At 42.1% G+C, this 17636-nt stretch carries 20 protein-coding genes and 3 pseudogenes; 13 read left to right on the plus strand and 10 right to left on the minus strand.

Annotated features, from left to right (window positions below):
* Positions 1 to 154 precede the first annotated feature (154 nt).
* Positions 155 to 664 carry a cupredoxin domain-containing protein gene (locus tag PCC7418_RS04435; RefSeq protein WP_015224975.1) on the minus strand — a complete coding sequence of 170 codons (510 nt, stop codon included), beginning with the start codon at positions 662 to 664 and terminating at the stop codon, positions 155 to 157.
* Between the two features lie 118 nt (positions 665 to 782).
* Between PCC7418_RS04435 and PCC7418_RS04440 the strand changes: the two genes are divergently transcribed.
* Positions 783 to 1175 carry a hypothetical protein gene (locus tag PCC7418_RS04440; RefSeq protein WP_015224976.1) on the plus strand — a complete coding sequence of 131 codons (393 nt, stop codon included), beginning with the start codon at positions 783 to 785 and terminating at the stop codon, positions 1173 to 1175.
* 168 nt (positions 1176 to 1343) lie between these two features.
* Here the strand turns inward: PCC7418_RS04440 and PCC7418_RS19705 are convergent.
* Positions 1344 to 1472 (minus strand): annotated as a pseudogene (locus tag PCC7418_RS19705) (transposase); the annotation flags it as partial.
* Positions 1473 to 1480: 8 nt separating this feature from the next.
* Between PCC7418_RS19705 and PCC7418_RS20860 the strand changes: the two are divergent.
* Positions 1481 to 1807, plus strand: a pseudogene (locus tag PCC7418_RS20860) (RNA-guided endonuclease TnpB family protein); the annotation flags it as partial.
* A gap of 81 nt (positions 1808 to 1888) precedes the next feature.
* Here PCC7418_RS20860 and PCC7418_RS04445 read toward each other — a convergent pair.
* The 6 genes from PCC7418_RS04445 to PCC7418_RS04470 all read right to left on the minus strand — a co-directional run bounded on the left by PCC7418_RS04445 (position 1889) and on the right by PCC7418_RS04470 (position 6537).
* Entirely contained in the window at positions 1889 to 3178 is a 1290-nt protein-coding gene (locus PCC7418_RS04445) for an acetyl-CoA carboxylase biotin carboxylase subunit family protein (protein WP_015224977.1), read from the minus strand.
* Positions 3179 to 3273: 95 nt separating this feature from the next.
* Positions 3274 to 3648, minus strand: a complete 375-nt coding sequence (locus tag PCC7418_RS04450; protein ID WP_015224978.1) for a hypothetical protein — start codon at positions 3646 to 3648, stop codon at positions 3274 to 3276.
* A 101-nt stretch (positions 3649 to 3749) separates the two neighbouring features.
* Positions 3750 to 4577 carry an ion transporter gene (locus tag PCC7418_RS04455; protein WP_015224979.1) on the minus strand — a complete coding sequence of 276 codons (828 nt, stop codon included), beginning with the start codon at positions 4575 to 4577 and terminating at the stop codon, positions 3750 to 3752.
* Between the two features lie 71 nt (positions 4578 to 4648).
* Positions 4649 to 5659 carry an AI-2E family transporter gene (locus tag PCC7418_RS04460; protein WP_396275442.1) on the minus strand — a complete coding sequence of 337 codons (1011 nt, stop codon included), beginning with the start codon at positions 5657 to 5659 and terminating at the stop codon, positions 4649 to 4651.
* Between the two features lie 30 nt (positions 5660 to 5689).
* Positions 5690 to 5872 (minus strand): hypothetical protein, encoded by a 183-nt coding sequence (locus PCC7418_RS04465; RefSeq protein ID WP_041596144.1) that lies wholly within the window; start codon positions 5870 to 5872, stop codon positions 5690 to 5692.
* Positions 5873 to 5982: 110 nt separating this feature from the next.
* The gene (locus PCC7418_RS04470; RefSeq protein WP_015224982.1) at positions 5983 to 6537 is read right to left on the minus strand and encodes a response regulator; all 555 of its coding nucleotides are present in this window, start codon (positions 6535 to 6537) and stop codon (positions 5983 to 5985) included.
* Between the two features lie 431 nt (positions 6538 to 6968).
* Between PCC7418_RS04470 and dnaK the strand changes: the two genes are divergently transcribed.
* The 11 genes and pseudogenes from dnaK (at position 6969) to PCC7418_RS04525 (ending at position 16013) form a co-directional block, all read left to right on the plus strand.
* Positions 6969 to 8894, plus strand: a complete 1926-nt coding sequence (gene dnaK, locus PCC7418_RS04480; RefSeq protein ID WP_015224983.1) for a molecular chaperone DnaK — start codon at positions 6969 to 6971, stop codon at positions 8892 to 8894.
* A gap of 98 nt (positions 8895 to 8992) precedes the next feature.
* Positions 8993 to 9130: a 50S ribosomal protein L34 gene (gene rpmH, locus PCC7418_RS04485; protein WP_015224984.1), complete on the plus strand. Its 138-nt coding sequence runs from the start codon at positions 8993 to 8995 to the stop codon at positions 9128 to 9130.
* Positions 9131 to 9150: 20 nt separating this feature from the next.
* Positions 9151 to 9525 carry a ribonuclease P protein component gene (gene rnpA, locus PCC7418_RS04490; RefSeq protein WP_015224985.1) on the plus strand — a complete coding sequence of 125 codons (375 nt, stop codon included), beginning with the start codon at positions 9151 to 9153 and terminating at the stop codon, positions 9523 to 9525.
* Positions 9515 to 9910, plus strand: coding sequence for a PH domain-containing protein (locus tag PCC7418_RS04495; protein ID WP_015224986.1), 396 nt, complete (start codon positions 9515 to 9517; stop codon positions 9908 to 9910). Before rnpA ends, PCC7418_RS04495 begins: the two co-directional genes overlap by 11 nt.
* Before the next feature lie 89 nt (positions 9911 to 9999).
* A complete protein-coding gene (yidC, locus tag PCC7418_RS04500; protein ID WP_015224987.1) occupies positions 10000 to 11160 on the plus strand; it encodes a membrane protein insertase YidC in 1161 nt (386 codons plus the stop codon).
* A 2-nt stretch (positions 11161 to 11162) separates the two neighbouring features.
* Positions 11163 to 11669 carry a R3H domain-containing nucleic acid-binding protein gene (locus PCC7418_RS04505; RefSeq protein ID WP_015224988.1) on the plus strand — a complete coding sequence of 169 codons (507 nt, stop codon included), beginning with the start codon at positions 11163 to 11165 and terminating at the stop codon, positions 11667 to 11669.
* Positions 11670 to 11770: 101 nt separating this feature from the next.
* On the plus strand, positions 11771 to 12289 hold the full coding sequence (locus PCC7418_RS04510) for a DUF177 domain-containing protein (protein WP_041596449.1): 519 nt from the start codon (positions 11771 to 11773) through the stop codon (positions 12287 to 12289).
* Positions 12286 to 13781 (plus strand): annotated as a pseudogene (locus PCC7418_RS04515) (AAA family ATPase). The gene PCC7418_RS04510 and the pseudogene PCC7418_RS04515 overlap by 4 nt, the downstream one beginning before the upstream one ends.
* A 25-nt stretch (positions 13782 to 13806) precedes the next feature.
* Positions 13807 to 14307 carry an SH3 domain-containing protein gene (locus tag PCC7418_RS04520; protein WP_015224990.1) on the plus strand — a complete coding sequence of 167 codons (501 nt, stop codon included), beginning with the start codon at positions 13807 to 13809 and terminating at the stop codon, positions 14305 to 14307.
* A 319-nt stretch (positions 14308 to 14626) separates the two neighbouring features.
* Positions 14627 to 15037: a hypothetical protein gene (locus tag PCC7418_RS20865; RefSeq protein ID WP_235620744.1), complete on the plus strand. Its 411-nt coding sequence runs from the start codon at positions 14627 to 14629 to the stop codon at positions 15035 to 15037.
* A gap of 61 nt (positions 15038 to 15098) precedes the next feature.
* Positions 15099 to 16013: an RNA-guided endonuclease TnpB family protein gene (locus PCC7418_RS04525; RefSeq protein ID WP_235620745.1), complete on the plus strand. Its 915-nt coding sequence runs from the start codon at positions 15099 to 15101 to the stop codon at positions 16011 to 16013.
* On the opposite strand, the gene cofG is transcribed toward PCC7418_RS04525, so the two are convergent.
* Together cofG and PCC7418_RS04535 are read right to left on the minus strand one after the other, a co-directional pair.
* Positions 15996 to 17006 carry a 7,8-didemethyl-8-hydroxy-5-deazariboflavin synthase subunit CofG gene (gene cofG / locus PCC7418_RS04530; RefSeq protein WP_015224991.1) on the minus strand — a complete coding sequence of 337 codons (1011 nt, stop codon included), beginning with the start codon at positions 17004 to 17006 and terminating at the stop codon, positions 15996 to 15998. The two genes, PCC7418_RS04525 and cofG, sit on opposite strands and share 18 nt — an antisense overlap.
* A complete protein-coding gene (locus tag PCC7418_RS04535) occupies positions 16985 to 17614 on the minus strand; it encodes a Uma2 family endonuclease (protein ID WP_015224992.1) in 630 nt (209 codons plus the stop codon). Before PCC7418_RS04535 ends, cofG begins: the two co-directional genes overlap by 22 nt.
* Positions 17615 to 17636: the final 22 nt, after the last annotated feature.

Genomic DNA, 17636 nt, shown 5'->3' on the forward strand with positions numbered 1-17636 from the left:
TTAATTTTAAGAAAAATAACAATTACGATTTGATGAAATTAAAATCTCTCTTCAGCGAGGCGACAAACGAGGAAATCTTGGGATTGCTATATACGTATTTCAGATTAGAATGTTCCTCGCCAGTGCGAGAATTGCTAGATTGATAAATCTTATACTATTTTGATTGGACAATAATTTTCCCGCGATACATTTTCATCCCGCAAGTAAACTCATATTCACCTGTTTCTTGAGGCGTAAATTCAACACTCGTAATTTGATTTAAAGCTAAACTGACGGAACGATTAAAATCAGGGATTAAAACTTGTTCCAAACAGCTACTAGGATCACGGCGCAGAAAGTTGATGCGGACAGGTTTTCCCACATTTACAATAAGTTCTGCGGGATCGTAACCCCCATCAACGGTAATAGTTACCTCTTGTATATTCTTTTTCTCTTCTGCTTTTTTGGCTGTTTTTTCACTGAGGAGAAACCACCATAACTCTAAGCCAATCAACCCCAAGCCACCCGCAGAAACTAACAGTTTAACGGCTAAAGGTTGTTCAATTTTTTGGAAGGCGCGATCGCGCTCGGTTTCTGTTGCGCCAACAGGAAGCATCGTCATCAGTCCTAATATGAGTCCACTTAAACTGGATAATAAGATGTGTTTTTTTCTAACTTGAGACATAATTGCTTTTGTTTTTTTGCAGACACTTTATTCTAAGTTATCTTGATTGCATTCCCAATTTTGCAACCTGTCTTCCAAAAAGAACGTCATCTTCAGTAGCAGTTAGTTGATTGATCTCATGAACTCGATTCTAAAAATCTCTCTTCCCCTAATAGCAACCACCTTAGGTGTTATTACAACTTCCAAACCCGCCCTCAGTCAAATCACCCCACAACCTTGGGGAACGATTGGTGTAGAAGACAGTGAGGTCAGTTATGGGATTGGGGTACGTTGGTTTGATTTTGGCGTAGAACTTGGGGGTCGCGAAGATGGCGCATTTGGTGTTGATGTCATCAAGTTTATTAGTTTTCCCGTTGTTTCTCCTTACATCGGTCTTGGCTTATATGACGATGCGGAAGATGATGTGGCGATTTCTGGGGGGTTACAAGTCCATCCGCCAGGGAATGTTTTTTTCGGGGCTGGATATCATTCTATACGGGGTGTTAATGGACAGTTAGGAGTGAAGTTCTAAATTAAAATAGTCAACCTCCTAATCGGGCGATTGTGAAAAACACCGCCTACAGTAAAACAGTCAGAGAGCCATCGGTTTGAAACCGATGGACGGGGCTTACAAGCGTCGTCACCCTCGTTCCGACGACAGCCCCTCATGAATGGCGAATGAGGACTTTAGTCCTCTGTATCATTTTCCTCTTTGATTGTCAATATACATCTTAATTGTTTCTGAACTGACATTTCCTGCTGTACTTACAAAATAACTGGGACTCCATAAAGTGGGAAGTTTTTTCAATTCGGGAAACTCCCTCCTCAAATTCAGTAGGAATTCAATTTACCGAAACCGAGGAAAGTTACACCTCCCGTAGCTCGTACTTGGATAATGATTACTTACCAGTGTTCGGCGGTGAAAAACCTGCCAACTGGAAAGCATCAGGAAAGAGAGTGAAAAGAGGTTTGTATCAAGCTCGTAACGGTAAGTTAATTAATGCTGACTGTAATGGCGCAGCGAACATCTTAAGAAAGGTAAGTACACAGTTAGGCTTAGGTCTAACCGAGGTATGTCGGGAATGTTTGAGTGTTCCCAAGCGTTATGATATTTTCAGTTCGATGAAGAAATCATATCGCAGACGCTTCGATTGCGAGATTTAATCTCGCTTCGTAGCAACGTCTAGAATCCATGTTTTTCAAAACATGGAGAACTCAAACATTAGATTTAAGATAACTTTTAGACTAAGGAACGCGATCTTGGAATTGTAGGGGAAGTAAGTCTAAGACTTGGCGGTATTTAGCCAGTAGCTCTTTTTGGTTACGCGCTCCAATATGGAGATGAGCCAGATCATAGCTGTAGCTGTCTTGTTCGATTAAATCGGATAGCATCATCCCTTCTCGGACAATCATGTCAATTTTGATTCCCGAAATCTTGTGCTCAATCTCCTTAATCTCTTCCTCAGTCGGGACTTTGGTGACATAAGCATTTTCAAACCGACGGAAATGAAACTTAGCTGCACAACCATATTCACCTTGACGATGAGGAAAATTAGGTTGTTTCCCCAGTGCTAAGTCTAAAGCAATTTTATGATTGGAAGTCCCGTCAACCATCTGAAACATTACACTATGAGACTGAGAGATACGGGGATTCACTTCCAATATCATTAAGTGTTTGTTGCGGGGATTGTAAAAGTATTCGATATTGAAAGTGCCATTATTATAACCAATATGCTTCATCAGACGCTGCGAGGACTCCATCATTTGCTGTTTGACTCGTTGAGGAAGGCGTGAAGGGTATTGATAACGGAAAAATGAGGAACGGCGAGGATAATTAATGGAATCAATAATCCCATGAGTGTGGACTTCTCCTTGATAGACGTATCCTTCTATGGTGCATTGGTGTCCACTCATTAATTCTTCAATGATGCAGTGATAGCCGTCGATCGCTGCAACTTCTGGCGGTAACTGGACATGAGTCAATAGTTGATTGAAAGGACGAGCAATATAAACGATTTCCTGTCGGATTTGAGAAATTGCTTCAGTAAATGCCTGGGAATTACTGATTTTAAACGCCAACAGCGAGTCAGTGCCTTTAATCGGTTTCAGCCAAAACGGATACTCCAGTTCAATGTTAGCGAGAGGATTCTCCGCAAAGGGATCAATGGCACTGAAAGCAGGGGTATGATTGGGAACTACCGCTTTCTGTTCCAAACGACTCCAAAATTTATGATCACATTTCATCTCTGATTCTACGGAAGGGGCGGGTAACCCATGATGAGCGCAAAGCAGAGGAACCATGGAAGTCACGGGAAAATCCCAGTAACCAATAATGGCATCAATGGAACATGGAAAACGCTTTAACTCTTCCTCGGCACGCTCCAATAGCTGATCAAAGGGAGGATAGTGACCACCCCCTTTCACTTCATCAAAGGTCAGTAAATGATGAAAGTTAAACCCCTCCACACTAGGGAGAGCTTGCAACTGCTGGTAATTAAAGGCATCCGCACCAACAACGAAGACATTCTTAGACATCGTTGATTTCTTTTACGTAATAGGGCTCATTCCCTGTCTTCTATAAGCTAGTTTACAATTAACACTTACGTAAAATTTATTTTGTTCATGAATATTCACGGTTCAAGGATCGACCCTAAAAAATCAGGGGTTTGAATCATGTTAAAGTAAAGCAACAACACAATCACCACTGTATATACCGTTGATCCGACTAAACCTAACACAAGATCTCGCTTCAGGTTGGATTGTCGATCTTCAAAAAATAAATCAAAGGTTCCCCACTGCATCATTAAAATGCCTAGGATATTCGATAACCAGTAACCAACCACAGTTAAGAGAAGAAAGGCATCAGTGAACATCCAGTTAAAACAATAAGCAAAACCATAAGCAATGGGCAAGTTAAAAAATAGGTCATTCCACCAAGAGAGGGGCGATAACAAATAACCGAAGCCAACGAGAAATGTTCCTTTCGACTTTTTCAGCAAACTCATAATTTTTTCTTCAGACTAAATGGGAAGGTCTCAAGTCCTCGCTACCAAGGGCGCGATCGCTGCTCTTGGTCAACTCAATATTAATCTGCCAATTACACTCATCAATCTTTCTGAATTGCTTTACCACAATGGGGACAAACACTAGCATTTTCTTGTTTTCTTTTGGCTTTACGCGCTTGTAACTCTTCCGAAAAACCTGAAGCTAAAATTCCAGCAGGTAAGGCAAATAAACCAATCCCCAAAATAGCAAGAATTGCTCCTAACATCCGTCCGATCAAAGTAATCGGATAAACATCACCATAACCCACTGTTGTTAAAGTAATTGTTCCCCACCACATCGCTTCAGGAATGCTGGAAAAGGCTTCAGGTTGGGCGTTATGTTCGGCAAAATAAATTAAACTTGACGCGATCGCGAGAAGAATTGATAAGACAAATAAAGATAAAATTAACTCTTCTTGTTTCAACCGCAACACCCGTACTAAAATCTTTAAAGAATCAGTATAACGATTTAATTTTAAAACTCGAAATAAACGGAATAACCGTAACGCTCGACCCACTCGCAACTGCGGAGATAATAAGGGAAGATAAAAGGGAATAATAGCGAGTAAATCAATGATAGAAAGAGGAGTGACCATAAACCTTAATCGTCCCCAAATCGGATGGCGATAAGCCTCTTTTACCGTACAACTCCATACTCTCAGCAGATACTCAATAGTGAACACCGCAACGGAAAAGATTTCAAATGCTCGAAACCAGAAATAATATTGTTCAAATAAGGAGTCAACCGTTTCTAACGCCACCGCAACTAAATTTAAGAAAATTAATCCTAACAGAAAAATGTCAAAGCATTTACTGGCAAAATCTTGCGGTTCTGCTAAATCTAAGAATGTATAAACTCGATATTTGAGTGGTAAGCGTGCATTTCTCATAAGTGGTGGCTATGAATATAGCATTTCTTAGTCTGGTGAGAACAGTGACCAAATAACAATGAATAAGAAGATTAAGAATGTACCTCCCATTGATCAAGAACATCTTTAATTAAAACCTCTTGCAACCAAATTTGTAAAATGACGGTTAAAGGAAGGGCAAGAAATAGCCCTAAAAAACCAAAAAATGTGGCAAAAAAGACTTGGGCAAGTAAGGTAAAAGCAGGGAATAAAGACACCTGTTGTGCCATCACTAAGGGGGTGAGTAATGCTCCTTCAACTTGTTGCAGAATAATATAAAAGATTAATACCGCTAAACTTTTCCAAGGGGCATCTAACAGCGCGATCGCCATCGGAGGAATTACACTGAGAACGGGGCCAAAGTTGGGGATAAAGGTCAATAAACCTGTTAACATTGCTTGCGCCAATGCTAAGTCGATATCCAGTAATAACAGCCCAATAAAGCTCAGTACCAGCAAGAAAACAATACTAAATAGAGTTCCCACTAACCAGCCTTGCAGAGCTTTTTCACACAAGATTAAAATCTCATCAACCCGTCGCCGATAAAAAGAAGGAAATAAACGAATAAAACCATTGCGATAGGGAGTGGGGTCAGCGAGGAGCATAATCGTTAATACTAACACCAATAAAATATTAAGAAGAATCCCCACTGACGTGGAGAAAAAGGTGAAGCCTCCTCCCAGTAACCGATTATATAACGGTTGAATTTGTTGTGAGATCTGCGTGAAATTGGGCAGTAACTCTAACAGTTCTGGAGACAGTCGTTCCTCTAGCAAACTTAACCAACTATTTAACTGATTAATCCCTTTTGGTACTAACTCAATCAATTGCTGTAACTGCTCAAAAAAGGGGGGAACAATGACCCAAACAAAGGTAATTGCTGCTGAGAGTAAAACCAGTACCGCCAAGAAAACAGCATAACCGCGTCGCATTTTCAATTTTTGAAACTGCTTGACCAAAAGGTTTAAAGCATTGGCAATCACAACTGCTGTAAACACTAAGAGTAGTAGCTGTTTAATTTGCCACAGAATGTATAACGAAACCGTGAGCACAACTACTCCCATCCATTTCCCCAAAGTCATGGCAATGAGTCCTTACGATTCAAATTGTAGAAACCTTTGCCATAATAAGATTCCTAAACTAACAATTGGAGTAAAGACAATGATCAGGGCAAGCCAAGCTAAAGGCTGCACTTCAACATAGGGGGCAAGTAACTTAATGAGGACAGAAACGATGGTTGAAAACAGGAAAACTTTGAGAATAAAAGCAATTTTCATATCATGCTTACCTTGGGTTTTGATTGGCTTAGTGCGATTGAAATCAACATCATATTTTTCCAAATCAGAAAACCTAATCTTGTATCTCTCACCAACTTGATAGATACAGATTAGCCAACTTTCTTCTTAATGAAGTTAACTAATTGATTCATTTGTTTACGCAATTGATCAATTTGACCTTGCATGGTTTGCACTTGTTCTTTCAACTGAGCCACTTCTGCTTTCAGGCTAGCCACATCTTCTCCCCCTTGGCTAGATGCAGCTGCTTCTTCGGGAGCAGTTGCCTTCGCTTTACGAGTTGCCTTCCCTCTTGCTTCTTTAATCGCTTTCACCAGTTGTTCCTGTTCAAACGGTTTTTCCACAAAAGCAAAATGTTCAAAGGGTTCGGAAATTTTTTCAGTGACTTCCTCTTTTCGTCCTGACATTAAAACCAAAGGAATGGCTTGTAAATCGGGAGTATTTTGTATATCTTGATACACTTCCCAACCACTTTTTTTAGGCAACAGAAAATCTAAGATAATCAACTGCGGTCGTTCCGAGTGAATTAAGTCAAGACCTTCTTTTCCATCTCGGGCTTCAATAATTTGAACATTGCCAGAAGGCAACATATCTCTGACTCGCATTCTGATCATTCTGCTGTCATCAATGACCAGTATTTTTTGCATTTTTAATTTGCTCCTTCATTGAAAACATCATGTTAGTTCGAGAATCCCTACACCCCTGAGCAATCGTCAAAGCAGGCCCATTCTTGAACCGAGCTTGTTATCTCTAACTTACTATTGACGAAAAGGGTTGAGTGATCTGAGGGAATAATACCCCTTAGTTTAGCCTTATCTGGGACTGGTTTCACTGACTGAGTTGAAATTTGATCAGTCAGCCTCTTATGATTAAGTCCTTCTTTATATTTTTGCCCCCTCATCATTAATGGTTGACTTTAAGATAGCGACATTCTCAGGGAATATGGTGATTATATAACCGTCATCCCCTTGTTCGGTATCCTGCACTTTTTAAGCCTGCGTTTGCCTCTCATCATGGAGAATAGAGCAGATTAAAAATAAGTACGAATTATTGTAGTCAGTAAAGGAGAAATACTCTTATGTCAAAAGTAGTCGGTATTGATTTAGGAACAACTAACTCCTGTGTTGCTGTGATGGAAGGCGGAAAGCCCACGGTGATCTCCAACGCAGAAGGATTTCGGACAACCCCCTCTGTTGTCGGTTATGCCAAAAACGGCGATCGCCTCGTGGGGCAGATTGCTAAACGCCAAGGGGTAATGAACCCTCAAAACACATTTTATTCCGTGAAGCGCTTTATTGGGCGCAAATATGATGAAATTCAAGAAGAAGCGAAAGAAGTTTCTTATGAAGTCAAACGGGCTAGCGATGGGAACGTGAAGTTAGAGTGCCCTAACCAAGAGAAAGAATTTGCACCAGAAGAAATTTCCGCACAGGTCTTACGGAAACTGGTAGAAGATGCCAGTAAATATCTCGGTGAAGATATTAGCGAAGCAGTGATCACCGTTCCCGCTTACTTTAATGACTCCCAACGTCAAGCGACGAAAGATGCTGGAAAAATTGCGGGTTTGGATGTGAAGCGGATTATTAACGAGCCTACTGCTGCGTCTCTCGCTTATGGTTTGGATAAGAAAAGTAACGAAACCATCCTTGTGTTTGACTTAGGGGGCGGAACATTTGACGTTTCTATTCTCGAAGTGGGTGATGGCGTATTTGAAGTTTTAGCAACCTCTGGTGATACCCACCTTGGCGGAGACGACTTCGATAAGAAAATTGTGGATCACCTCGCTGATGAGTTTAAAAAACAAGAGGGAATTGATCTGCGCCAAGACAAGCAAGCCCTGCAACGTTTGACAGAAGCAGCAGAAAAAGCAAAAATTGAGCTTTCTAGTGTTAGTCAAGCGGATGTGAACCTGCCCTTCATTACCGCGACTCAAGAAGGTCCGAAGCACCTTGATACGAGCTTAACTCGCGCCAAGTTTGAAGAAATTTGCTCTGATCTCATTGACCGTTGCAGCGTCCCAGTTGAAAACGCGCTCAAAGATGCCAAACTTGATAAAAGTAAAATTGATGAAATTGTCATGGTTGGTGGTTCAACTCGGATTCCAGCGATTCAAGAGCTAGTAAAAACCAAGTTAGGCAAAGACCCCAACCTCAGTGTCAACCCAGATGAAGTGGTTGCGGTTGGTGCTGCGATTCAAGGCGGTGTCTTATCAGGCGAAGTCAAAGATATTCTCCTGTTAGACGTGACTCCCCTTTCCTTGGGTGTAGAAACCCTGGGTGGTGTCATGACTACCATGATCCAACGCAACACCACAATTCCCACCAAGAAAGCGGAAACCTTCTCCACCGCAGTGGATGGACAAACCAATGTGGAAATTCATGTTCTGCAAGGGGAACGGGAATTTGCTAAAGATAACAAGAGTCTCGGTACGTTCCGCTTAGATGGCATTCCCCCAGCACCACGCGGTGTGCCTCAAATCGAAGTGACTTTTGATATTGATGCCAACGGTATCCTGAATGTCACGGCGAAGGATAAAGGTAGCGGTAAAGAACAATCGATCAGTATTACGGGTGCATCTACTTTACCTGAAGACGAAGTGGAACGCATGGTCGATGAAGCGGAGAAAAACGCGGAAGAAGACAAGCAACGTCGCGAAAAAATCGAACGGAAAAACCAAGCGGATTCCTTGGTGTATCAAGCTGAGAAACAAATCAATGAACTCGGTGATAAAGTTCCCGCAGAGGAGAAAACCAAAGCAGAAGATCTCATTAGTCAACTGAAAGAAGCGGTTTCGCAAGAAGATGACGATCAAATTCAAAAACTAATGCCTGAACTGCAACAAGTTCTCTACAGTATCGGTTCTAATGTCTATCAGCAAGATGGGACGGCTGCAGCCGATGCTGCTGCTGGTGACGGTGCTGCTAGTGGTGAGACAGGTGAATCTTCTAGTGGTAAGTCTGATGGGGATGACGTGATTGATGCTGAATTCTCAGAAACTAAGTAACATTCATCCGATTCTTGGATAAAGTTGCGGGGGGCAATTCGCTCCCCGTGTTTGTTAAAATACTAGTTCTGGAATTTGAGTATGGAGAAAGTAATTTTATGGCACAACAAACGTTACAAGGAACACGGTTAAAGCAAAAACGCAAGTTGGGTTTTCGCGCTAGAATGCGGACTCATAATGGCAGAAAAATCATTAACGCTCGTAGAAAGAAAGGGCGGGCGCGGTTATCCGTTTAAGTGCAGCAACCCAATTAATTGTGAGCTTGCCAAAAGTCAATCGCCTGCGGAATCGCAATGAGTTTAAAGCGGTTTATCAAAAAGGTGGACGGTGTTCGGGGAAGTATTTAGTTCTTCGCTTTCTCAAAGAAACCTCATGCGGTCAGGGAGACTCGGGTCTCCCTCCGACCAAAATCGGAATTTCTATCAGCCAGAAAGTGAGTAAAAAGGCGGTGGTTCGGAATCGGATCAAACGCCAAATTCGGGGAATTTTTCGAGGACTGTTGCCTCAACTGCCTCCAGGCTGGAAAATAGTTGTCATTGTGAAGTCTCAGGCTCAGGGGTGCAACTATGAAGATTTTTTGCGAGAATTAAGGCAGTTATTAATAAAATCAGAGGTTTTATATGGGGATTAAAGAAACGGTTTATTATGATGGGGGTCCTCATAAAGGGGATTTGATTCTGAATATTTTGCTGGGGTTAACGGTGATCTTTTTACCGTTTACGGTGGGAGCAATTGTGCGAGCGTTATGGCTGCGATATCGGATTACGGATCGTCGGCTTTCTGTTATTGGTGGATGGCGGGGGCGCGATCGCACAGATGTCGTATATACAGAAATTACTAAAATTGTGAAAATTCCCCGTGGTATTGGGTTATGGGGGGATCTGATTTTAACCCTCAATGATAAAAGTCGCTTAGAAATGCGAGCAGTTCCCAAGTATCGGGAAATTCATGATTATATTGCCGAAAAAGTCGCTAATAAAACTGGAAAACCTTTAGAAGCGATTACCACTCGTTAAATTGGTAATAACACCTTAACGGAATCATTTAAGATTCGATACATTAAAACAGAGACAACAGTACGCGCAGGACGCTGGAATAAAGACGCATGGATTTTGGGATCGGATTTCTTTCTAACAACATAATGCTGCCAATCCTGGATTTTTTCCACGGGATTGTCCCTAGCTATGGCTTTGCGATTATTGCTCTAACGCTAGTCATTCGGTTTGCTCTCTACCCTTTGAGTGCAACGTCAATTCGCAGTATGCGAAGAATGCGGGTTGCTCAGCCAGCTATGCAAAAGCGGGTCAAGGAAGTACAAGAGCGCTATAAAGATGACCCGGAAAAACAACGGGCTGCCATGAGTGAGGTTTATAAAGAATATGGCAATCCGCTATCGGGATGTTTCCCCGTGATTCTGCAAATGCCGATTTTATTTGCTTTGTTTGCCACCCTGCGAGGATCGCCGTTTGCGGATGTGGATTATACCGTGGATCTGCAGATTCTCCCCAAGGAGCAAATTGAGTCGGTACAGCTAGAAACCTTAACCACAAAGGCGGAAAATGTTTATATTACCGATGATATTCACTATAAGATTTTAGGGGTGCTTCCGAGCCAAAATTTAGGCGTTGGACAAACAACCCAATTCGAGTTCCAAACTGAGGAAGGAAAATCTCTCAATCAGTTAACGGCTCAAACTGAATCGAATTTAACGCCGAAACTGGAAGTGGTGAAAGGAGAAGAACGGGTTAAGATCGAAGAGGATGGGACGATTCGCGCGATCGCGCCTGGAGAGGTGTCCCTCAAGGCAAGTCTGCCTGGTGTGGCGAAAAATGAAGGCTTCCTCTTTATTGATGCACTGGGTCGAGTTGGTGCAGTGGGCGAGGATGGCACGATTCACTGGGACATTCTCGGGATGGTCATCTTCTTTGGGATTAGTCTCTATGCCAACCAACAACTGTCTGGTCAGCAAAATAAAAGTGGAGATAACTCTCAGCAACAACTGATTAGCCAAATCACGCCGATTCTGTTTACTGGGATGTTCTTATTCTTCCCTCTCCCTGCAGGTGTTTTGATGTATATCGTTTTGGCGAATGTGTTCCAAACCTTGCAAACGTTAATTCTGATGCGAGAACCGTTGCCAGAAAATCTCCAGAAAATCGTTGACGAACAAGAAAAACAGGAGAAAAAAGAAAAAGGACAGGAAGCCCTACCCTTTGAAAAACAAAAACGATCGCGCAAAAAAGAAAAAGAAAAAACATCTGGATAACTATGGAGCAAAACCTGACTCGGGGTCAACAGTGGCTAGAACAAGTGCTCTCCCTGATGGGGACCCCGACTTCTGTTCAAATTTCTTACCCCCAATCCACAGAAGAAACCACCTTGACCAATACTCATCCTTGGTTGGTGATTGAGGAAAACAACTTAAATGAAGAACAAGTAAGAGCCTTATTGAAAGATCAAGGACGAACCCTTGATTCCTTGCAATATCTTGCTAATACTTTGCTCAACTTAAAGGTGGAAGAGGACGCTCAAGCCTCCTATACCATTGAGTTCAAAGGCTATCGTCAGCAACGGGAAAAAGAGTTGCGAGTCCTAGCCGAAAAAACCGCTTGGCAAGTGCTGGAAACTGGGGAAAATGTGGAATTATCGTCACTGTCTGGGGCAGAACGACGGCAAATTCATCAGTTTCTCCAGCAATATGAAGGGTTAGAATCATGGAGTCGGGGGCAAGAACCAGACCGCCGTTTGGTCGTCCAACGAAAGGGCAATGAATAACTTCGTTATTGGTTCATTGTTCGTTGTTCTTGGTTTAGTTAGTGCTTCATTTAACGAAGAACGAGGAACAAACAACAAAGAACAAATGATAAAGTGCGATGATAGAACCAATTTATATTCCAAGATTGCTGAAAGCACCAGGGAAAAGTGAACAGCTTGAAATTAACGCTTTTATCTCTGGTTTAGAAACCCTCACCCCCGTGCGAGGAACGCTAGTGGTGACCCATTGTGGAACTTATTTGGAAGTGTCCGCCACTGCTGAAACCATTAAAACGTTAGTCTGCGATCGCAGCTTACAGCAATATAACCAGCGTCTCGTGGTGGATACCAGTGAGTTGATTTGGCTCAAAGACGATCCCGAACTGGAATGGAATCAACCCAAAGAAGTGGAAACGCCATTAGAAGAACTCACAGAAAGTTTACCCGCCCAAGGCGATTTTGAACCAGAAACTTGGCTTTACGAACAGTTTTGTTTGCAAATGCCGATCCGTCAACTGAGTAGTGATTCCAAGGTGGGGGAATATAACTACTCCGATCCTGAACCGATGGATCAACGGTGGGCTGGTTTGGCAGCGTTAAAAGAAAAATTACCCGATCGCAGCACAGAGGAGGAAGGATGAGTTTTCGGGAAGAATTTGAACTCCTACTGCGGGCCTGTTATCCCTTAATTTATATTCCGACTTTTGAAGAAGAACGAGTAGAAAGCGCGATCGCGCACTGTGCCAAAAATGTCGGTAATCGTTCGGTTTATATTTGGGATTTTGTGGATGGCTATCAAGATAATCCCAATAACGAGGGAACCGCCCGCAGAAACCCCCTACAAGCCCTAGAATTTGTGGAAAAACTGCCCACCAGCAACGGTGCAGTGATTATCCTCCGTGACTTTCATCGCTTCTTAGAAGATATTTCGGTAGCGCGGAAACTGCGGAATCTCTCTCGGAAATTAAAGTCTTTACCGATGAATGTGGTTCTCATTTCCCCAGAAGTGTCTATTCCCTCTGACCTGACGGAAGTTTTAACCGTTGTCGAGTTTCCTCTTCCTGATAGTCAAGAAATTAAAACCGAAGTCGAGCAACTGATTAGTGGGATTCCGCAGCAGTTACCTGATAAGCAAATTGAAGCGATTGTTCGTTCAGCGCGAGGCTTATCCCTGGAACGAATTCGCCGAGTTTTGACCCGCGCGATCGCCGATCATGGGTCACTGCAACCCGAAGATGTGGATCTCGTTTTAGCGGAAAAACGACAATCGATCCGCCAAACCCAAATCCTAGACTTTTATCCCGCAACCGAAGAAATTTCTGATATTGGCGGTTTAGATAACCTCAAAGACTGGCTTTTACGTCGCGGGGGGGCGTTCAGCGATCGCGCTCGCACTTATGGATTGCCTCATCCCCGAGGATTGTTATTGGTTGGCATTCAAGGCACAGGTAAATCTCTCACAGCAAAAGCCATCGCTCACCATTGGCATCTCCCCCTCCTGCGGTTGGATGTGGGGCGTTTATTTGGTGGTTTAGTGGGAGAATCAGAATCTCGCACCCGTCAAATGATTACCCTTGCTGAAGCCCTCGCCCCTTGTGTCTTATGGATTGATGAAATTGACAAAGCCTTTGCTGGGTTAACCGGACAAGGAGATTCGGGAACCAGTAGCCGTGTTTTTGGTACGTTTATCACTTGGTTAGCAGAGAAAACCTCCTCTGTTTTTGTGGTTGCAACCGCGAATAACGTTGCTGCGCTACCCCCAGAAATGCTTCGTAAAGGACGATTTGATGAAATTTTCTTTGTTGATTTACCCACCCAAACCGAACGCAAAGAAATTTTTTTTCCGTCCATCTTTCCCACTTGCGTCCTTACAACCTCAAAGATTATGATTTAGAGCGACTTGCCTACGAAACTCCTGACTTTTCTGGTGCAGAGATCGAACAAACTATAATTGAAGCGATGCACATTGGGTTTAGTCAAAATCGGGACTTCACCAATGAGGATATTTTACAAGCAGCCAGTCAAATTGTTCCCCTTGCTCGTACCGCCCAAGAAGAAATTCAATTTCTTAAAGAATGGGTCAGTGCTGGAAAAGCCCGTAAAGCCTCTCGTGATAACGCCCTAAGCCTCTAAACCTCCTTCCTAACTGATTCCGCTTATGAGTATTTCCGGTTTCGTACAGTTTATTCTCGGATTTCTTCTTGGTATTTTTATACTCACTGGGACGGGTGCTGCTGCTGCTTATTTTTTTCTGAATCGACTCTCTGATGCACCACCCGAACCCGTTTATTCAGAAGAAAAGACATCTGAACCCAACAACAAAGAGGAATCTTCTGCTTCCAACTCCCAACAGGCTGCAACAACGACAACAAAACCAGAACCGAAACCTGAACCCCAAGAAGAAGAAAAAGAAGAAGAAGAAACCATTGCAGAACGTTTTGGGGAACAGGCTTATGAAGCACGGGTGACTTGGCCCAGTGGTTTAAGTTTAAGGGCAAATCCGAATTTAAGTGCTTCCCGAGTCGGTGGTGTGTATTACGACGATAAATTAGTGATTATTGAAACCAGTTCGGATGGGGATTGGCAAAAAGTTTATGTTCCTGAAAGCGGTCAACAAGCCTGGGTGAAAGCGGGTAATGTGGAGAAGATTAACAATTAATTATAATCTTGAATTTCAACTACAATACACCAGTCAGAGAGCCATCCGTTTTGAACGGATGGACGGGGCTTTCAAGGTGCGGAGGAAACCTCCGCACACAGCCCCTCATGAATGGCGAATGAGGACTTTAGTCCTCTGTGTCCAAAGATTTAATGTAGTCTCTTAACACCTCTGCCATAGACAAATTCTTCCTTTCAGCAACTTTCTTCAAAGTTTCATACTCTTGAGTTGTGACATTAAATTGCATCTTTTTGGTTCTTGCCATATTCTATTATTGAAGTTACATTTAGAGTATATCTGAACCATCACACTTTAAGCAATGTCATATAGGACGACAAAAATCCTTCTTACAGGCAACATCACTGACCAAACTAGGGATGTTTTGGTGTTTCTGTGTCACGAAGCCAATAACTTATGGAACACGGTGGTGTATCAAATTAGACAATCTCACTTTGCCACTTGCGGAGTTAGAGAGTTTTTCGATAAGGATGACTGCTTTCGTCGTCAATTCAAAGATAAAAAGGTAAAAGTTAGTTATTCTCAACTTTGTAAAGACTTTAAGGAAAACCAGCATTATCAATGGCTAGGCGCACAGCAAGGTCAACAAGTCTTAAAATCAGTCGAGGAGGCGTTTAAGTCTTATAACGAACTGTTGGAAATGTGGTTCAACGGAGAAATTGACCAGAAACCAAAACTCCCAAGTTATAGAACATTCATGAGGGTTATGTGATTTTACTTTTCCACGCCAAGCTCTTCGTTTTAATCACGAAAATGGTTCTTGGCTTTTGCCAATGAGTAAAATGATTAAAGAACATTGGCTAAAAGAAAAAGAGGAGTTTTCAATTCCCTCAGTCAATTATATTGGCGAGACCAATGTCGCAGAAATCAGAATCCTTCCTCAGCATGGAAAACTTTGGGCGGAACTTTTGTATAAAGTAGAAGAAAAAGAAGCTGTGGGATTAGATTATTCTCAGGCTTTGGGGTGTGACCCTGGGGTAAATAATCTTCTAACTTGTGTCTCCACTCTCGGAAAGAGTTTCATTGTTGACGGACATAAAATTAAGGGTGTAAATGCTAAATACAACAAAACAGTTGCTAAGTATAAACAAGGGAAGTCGGATTTTTATTGGGATGAATACTTGGGCGAGTTAACCCATAAACGATCATGTTTCATGGGTGATGCTGTGAATAAAACAGCACGGTTTATTGTTAATTATTGCCTCAATCATCGTATTGGGAACATTGTTTTCGGTTGGGGACAAGGAATTAAAACCAATTGTAATTTGGGTTCAAAAAATAACCAAAATTTTGTACAAATCCCCACTGCTAGACTTAAGAATCGAATTAAAGAGTTGGCAGAATCAGTAGGAATCAATTTTACCGAAACCGAGGAAAGTTACACTTCTCGTAGCTCGTATTTGGATAATGATTACTTGCCAGTGTTCGGCGGTGAGAAACCTGCCAACTGGAAAGCATCAGGAAAAAGGGTCAAAAGAGGTTTATATCAAACTCGTAACGGTAAGTTAATTAATGCTGACTGTAATGGCGCAGCGAACATCTTAAGAAAGGTAAGTACACAGTTAGGCTTAGGTCTAACCGAGGTACGTCGGGAATGTTTGAGTGTTCCCAAGCGGTATAACGTTTTCAGTTCGCTGAAAAAATCATATCGTAAACGTGGAGAAACGTATTTACAATGCGTTTCGTAACAACGTTTGGAATCCACGTTTTTCAAAACGTGGAGAACTCAATGCTTGCAGTTCTGATGAGAGCCAAGGGTAATATTGAGGATAGACGGGAAGCCTTGGTTTAAGCTCCCATTTTTTTTGTTTTAAGATGGTTTGTAGAGAATCAGGATGTAAATGGGGATAATCGGGATTCACTTCATCAATCACACCAATTCCTCCGAAGTCACTCGCTCCCGCATCAACACAAGTGAGTAAAAAGTTTGAATCTGAAATTAGATTGGGTGGGATTTGAATGGCGATCGCTGCGGGTAGAATCTCACGAGCCTTTGTAATTAATTTGGGAAATTCTTGCAGATTGAAACTATCTTTTTTCCAGCTTTGTTGATGACCAATGCGATGAGGTTGTAAGATGACTTCTTGGATATGTCCCCACTTTTGATGTTGTTGCGCGATCGCGCTGAGACTCTCCCACCAATCGGCTTCGGTTTCGCCAATTCCTAATAATAATCCCGTGGTAAATGGAATCTTTAATTCTCCAGCATAAGCTAACTGTTGTAAGCGGACTCTGGGGTGTTTACTGGGCGCATTTTTATGAACGGTTTCTAATAGTTTCGGGGTCACTTGTTCTAACATCAACCCCATGGAAACATTGACGGTTTTCAGTTGTTTCATTTCTGCATAACTCAGCGGTCCCACATTCGTATGAGGAAGAAAACCAAGTTCTAAGGCTAACTGACACAACTGAAAAATATGGTTAAACCATTCTTTCCGTCGGGGAGACTTGGGATGAACTTCTCCCGCAAGAATTAAAATTTCCCATACCCCTTTTCCTTGGAGAGATTCCAAACGCTTTTGTGCGTCTTCTAAAGTTAACCAACTGTCTTTTCCTGGATCAGTCCGAAAATTACAATAAGAACAACGATTAAAACACTCGTAGGTAGGAACAAGCGTATAAGCGGGACTATAAGTAATAATTGAAGTAGAGGATTGAGTTATATTTGATTGTGTAACCATTCTCGAAACTCTTTTAACAAGGCATTTTCTCCAACTTGATCTCGTTTCTTGAGGAATTCCAAAATCTGATTTATTTTCAAAATGGGTAAAACATGAGATTTTTCTCGCCTCTCATAAATGCCATTATTAAGAAGATAAATGAATAGATGATTCCCATCAAATCGCCAGATTTCTTTGATCCCAATTGCAGCATAAATATCGAGGCGATTTAAGGAAGAACTGGTAATATCAATTTCAATGGCTAAATCGGGGGGTGGGTCAATTCTGAGATCAAAATTAAGTTTTCCCTGTATATCTTCTGCGGGATTAATATAGTAGCATTCATCAGGTTCAATCCCTTTTCTTAAGTCTTCTCGACTCCAAGTAACAGACCCCAAACTATAAATTTCTAACCCCAAAACTTCTGTTGTTGTCTCCACCATCCGTCCCAACAAGCGTTTATTGACCTCATGTTCGGGTAGAGGAGTCATAATTTCTAATGTTCCATGATCATAGGTCAAACGTTTTCCAGACGTTACTGCTAAATCTTGTAATAAAGCCTGATACGTTTCCCAACGCACATCCGATAAAAGGGTATAGGTTTCTGCTGGAATTAGGGTTTGATTCATAGTTGATAAATTAGTTACCCAA

Source organism: Halothece sp. PCC 7418, from assembly GCF_000317635.1.
In the GTDB taxonomy this organism is placed as follows: Bacteria; Cyanobacteriota; Cyanobacteriia; order Cyanobacteriales; family Rubidibacteraceae; genus Halothece.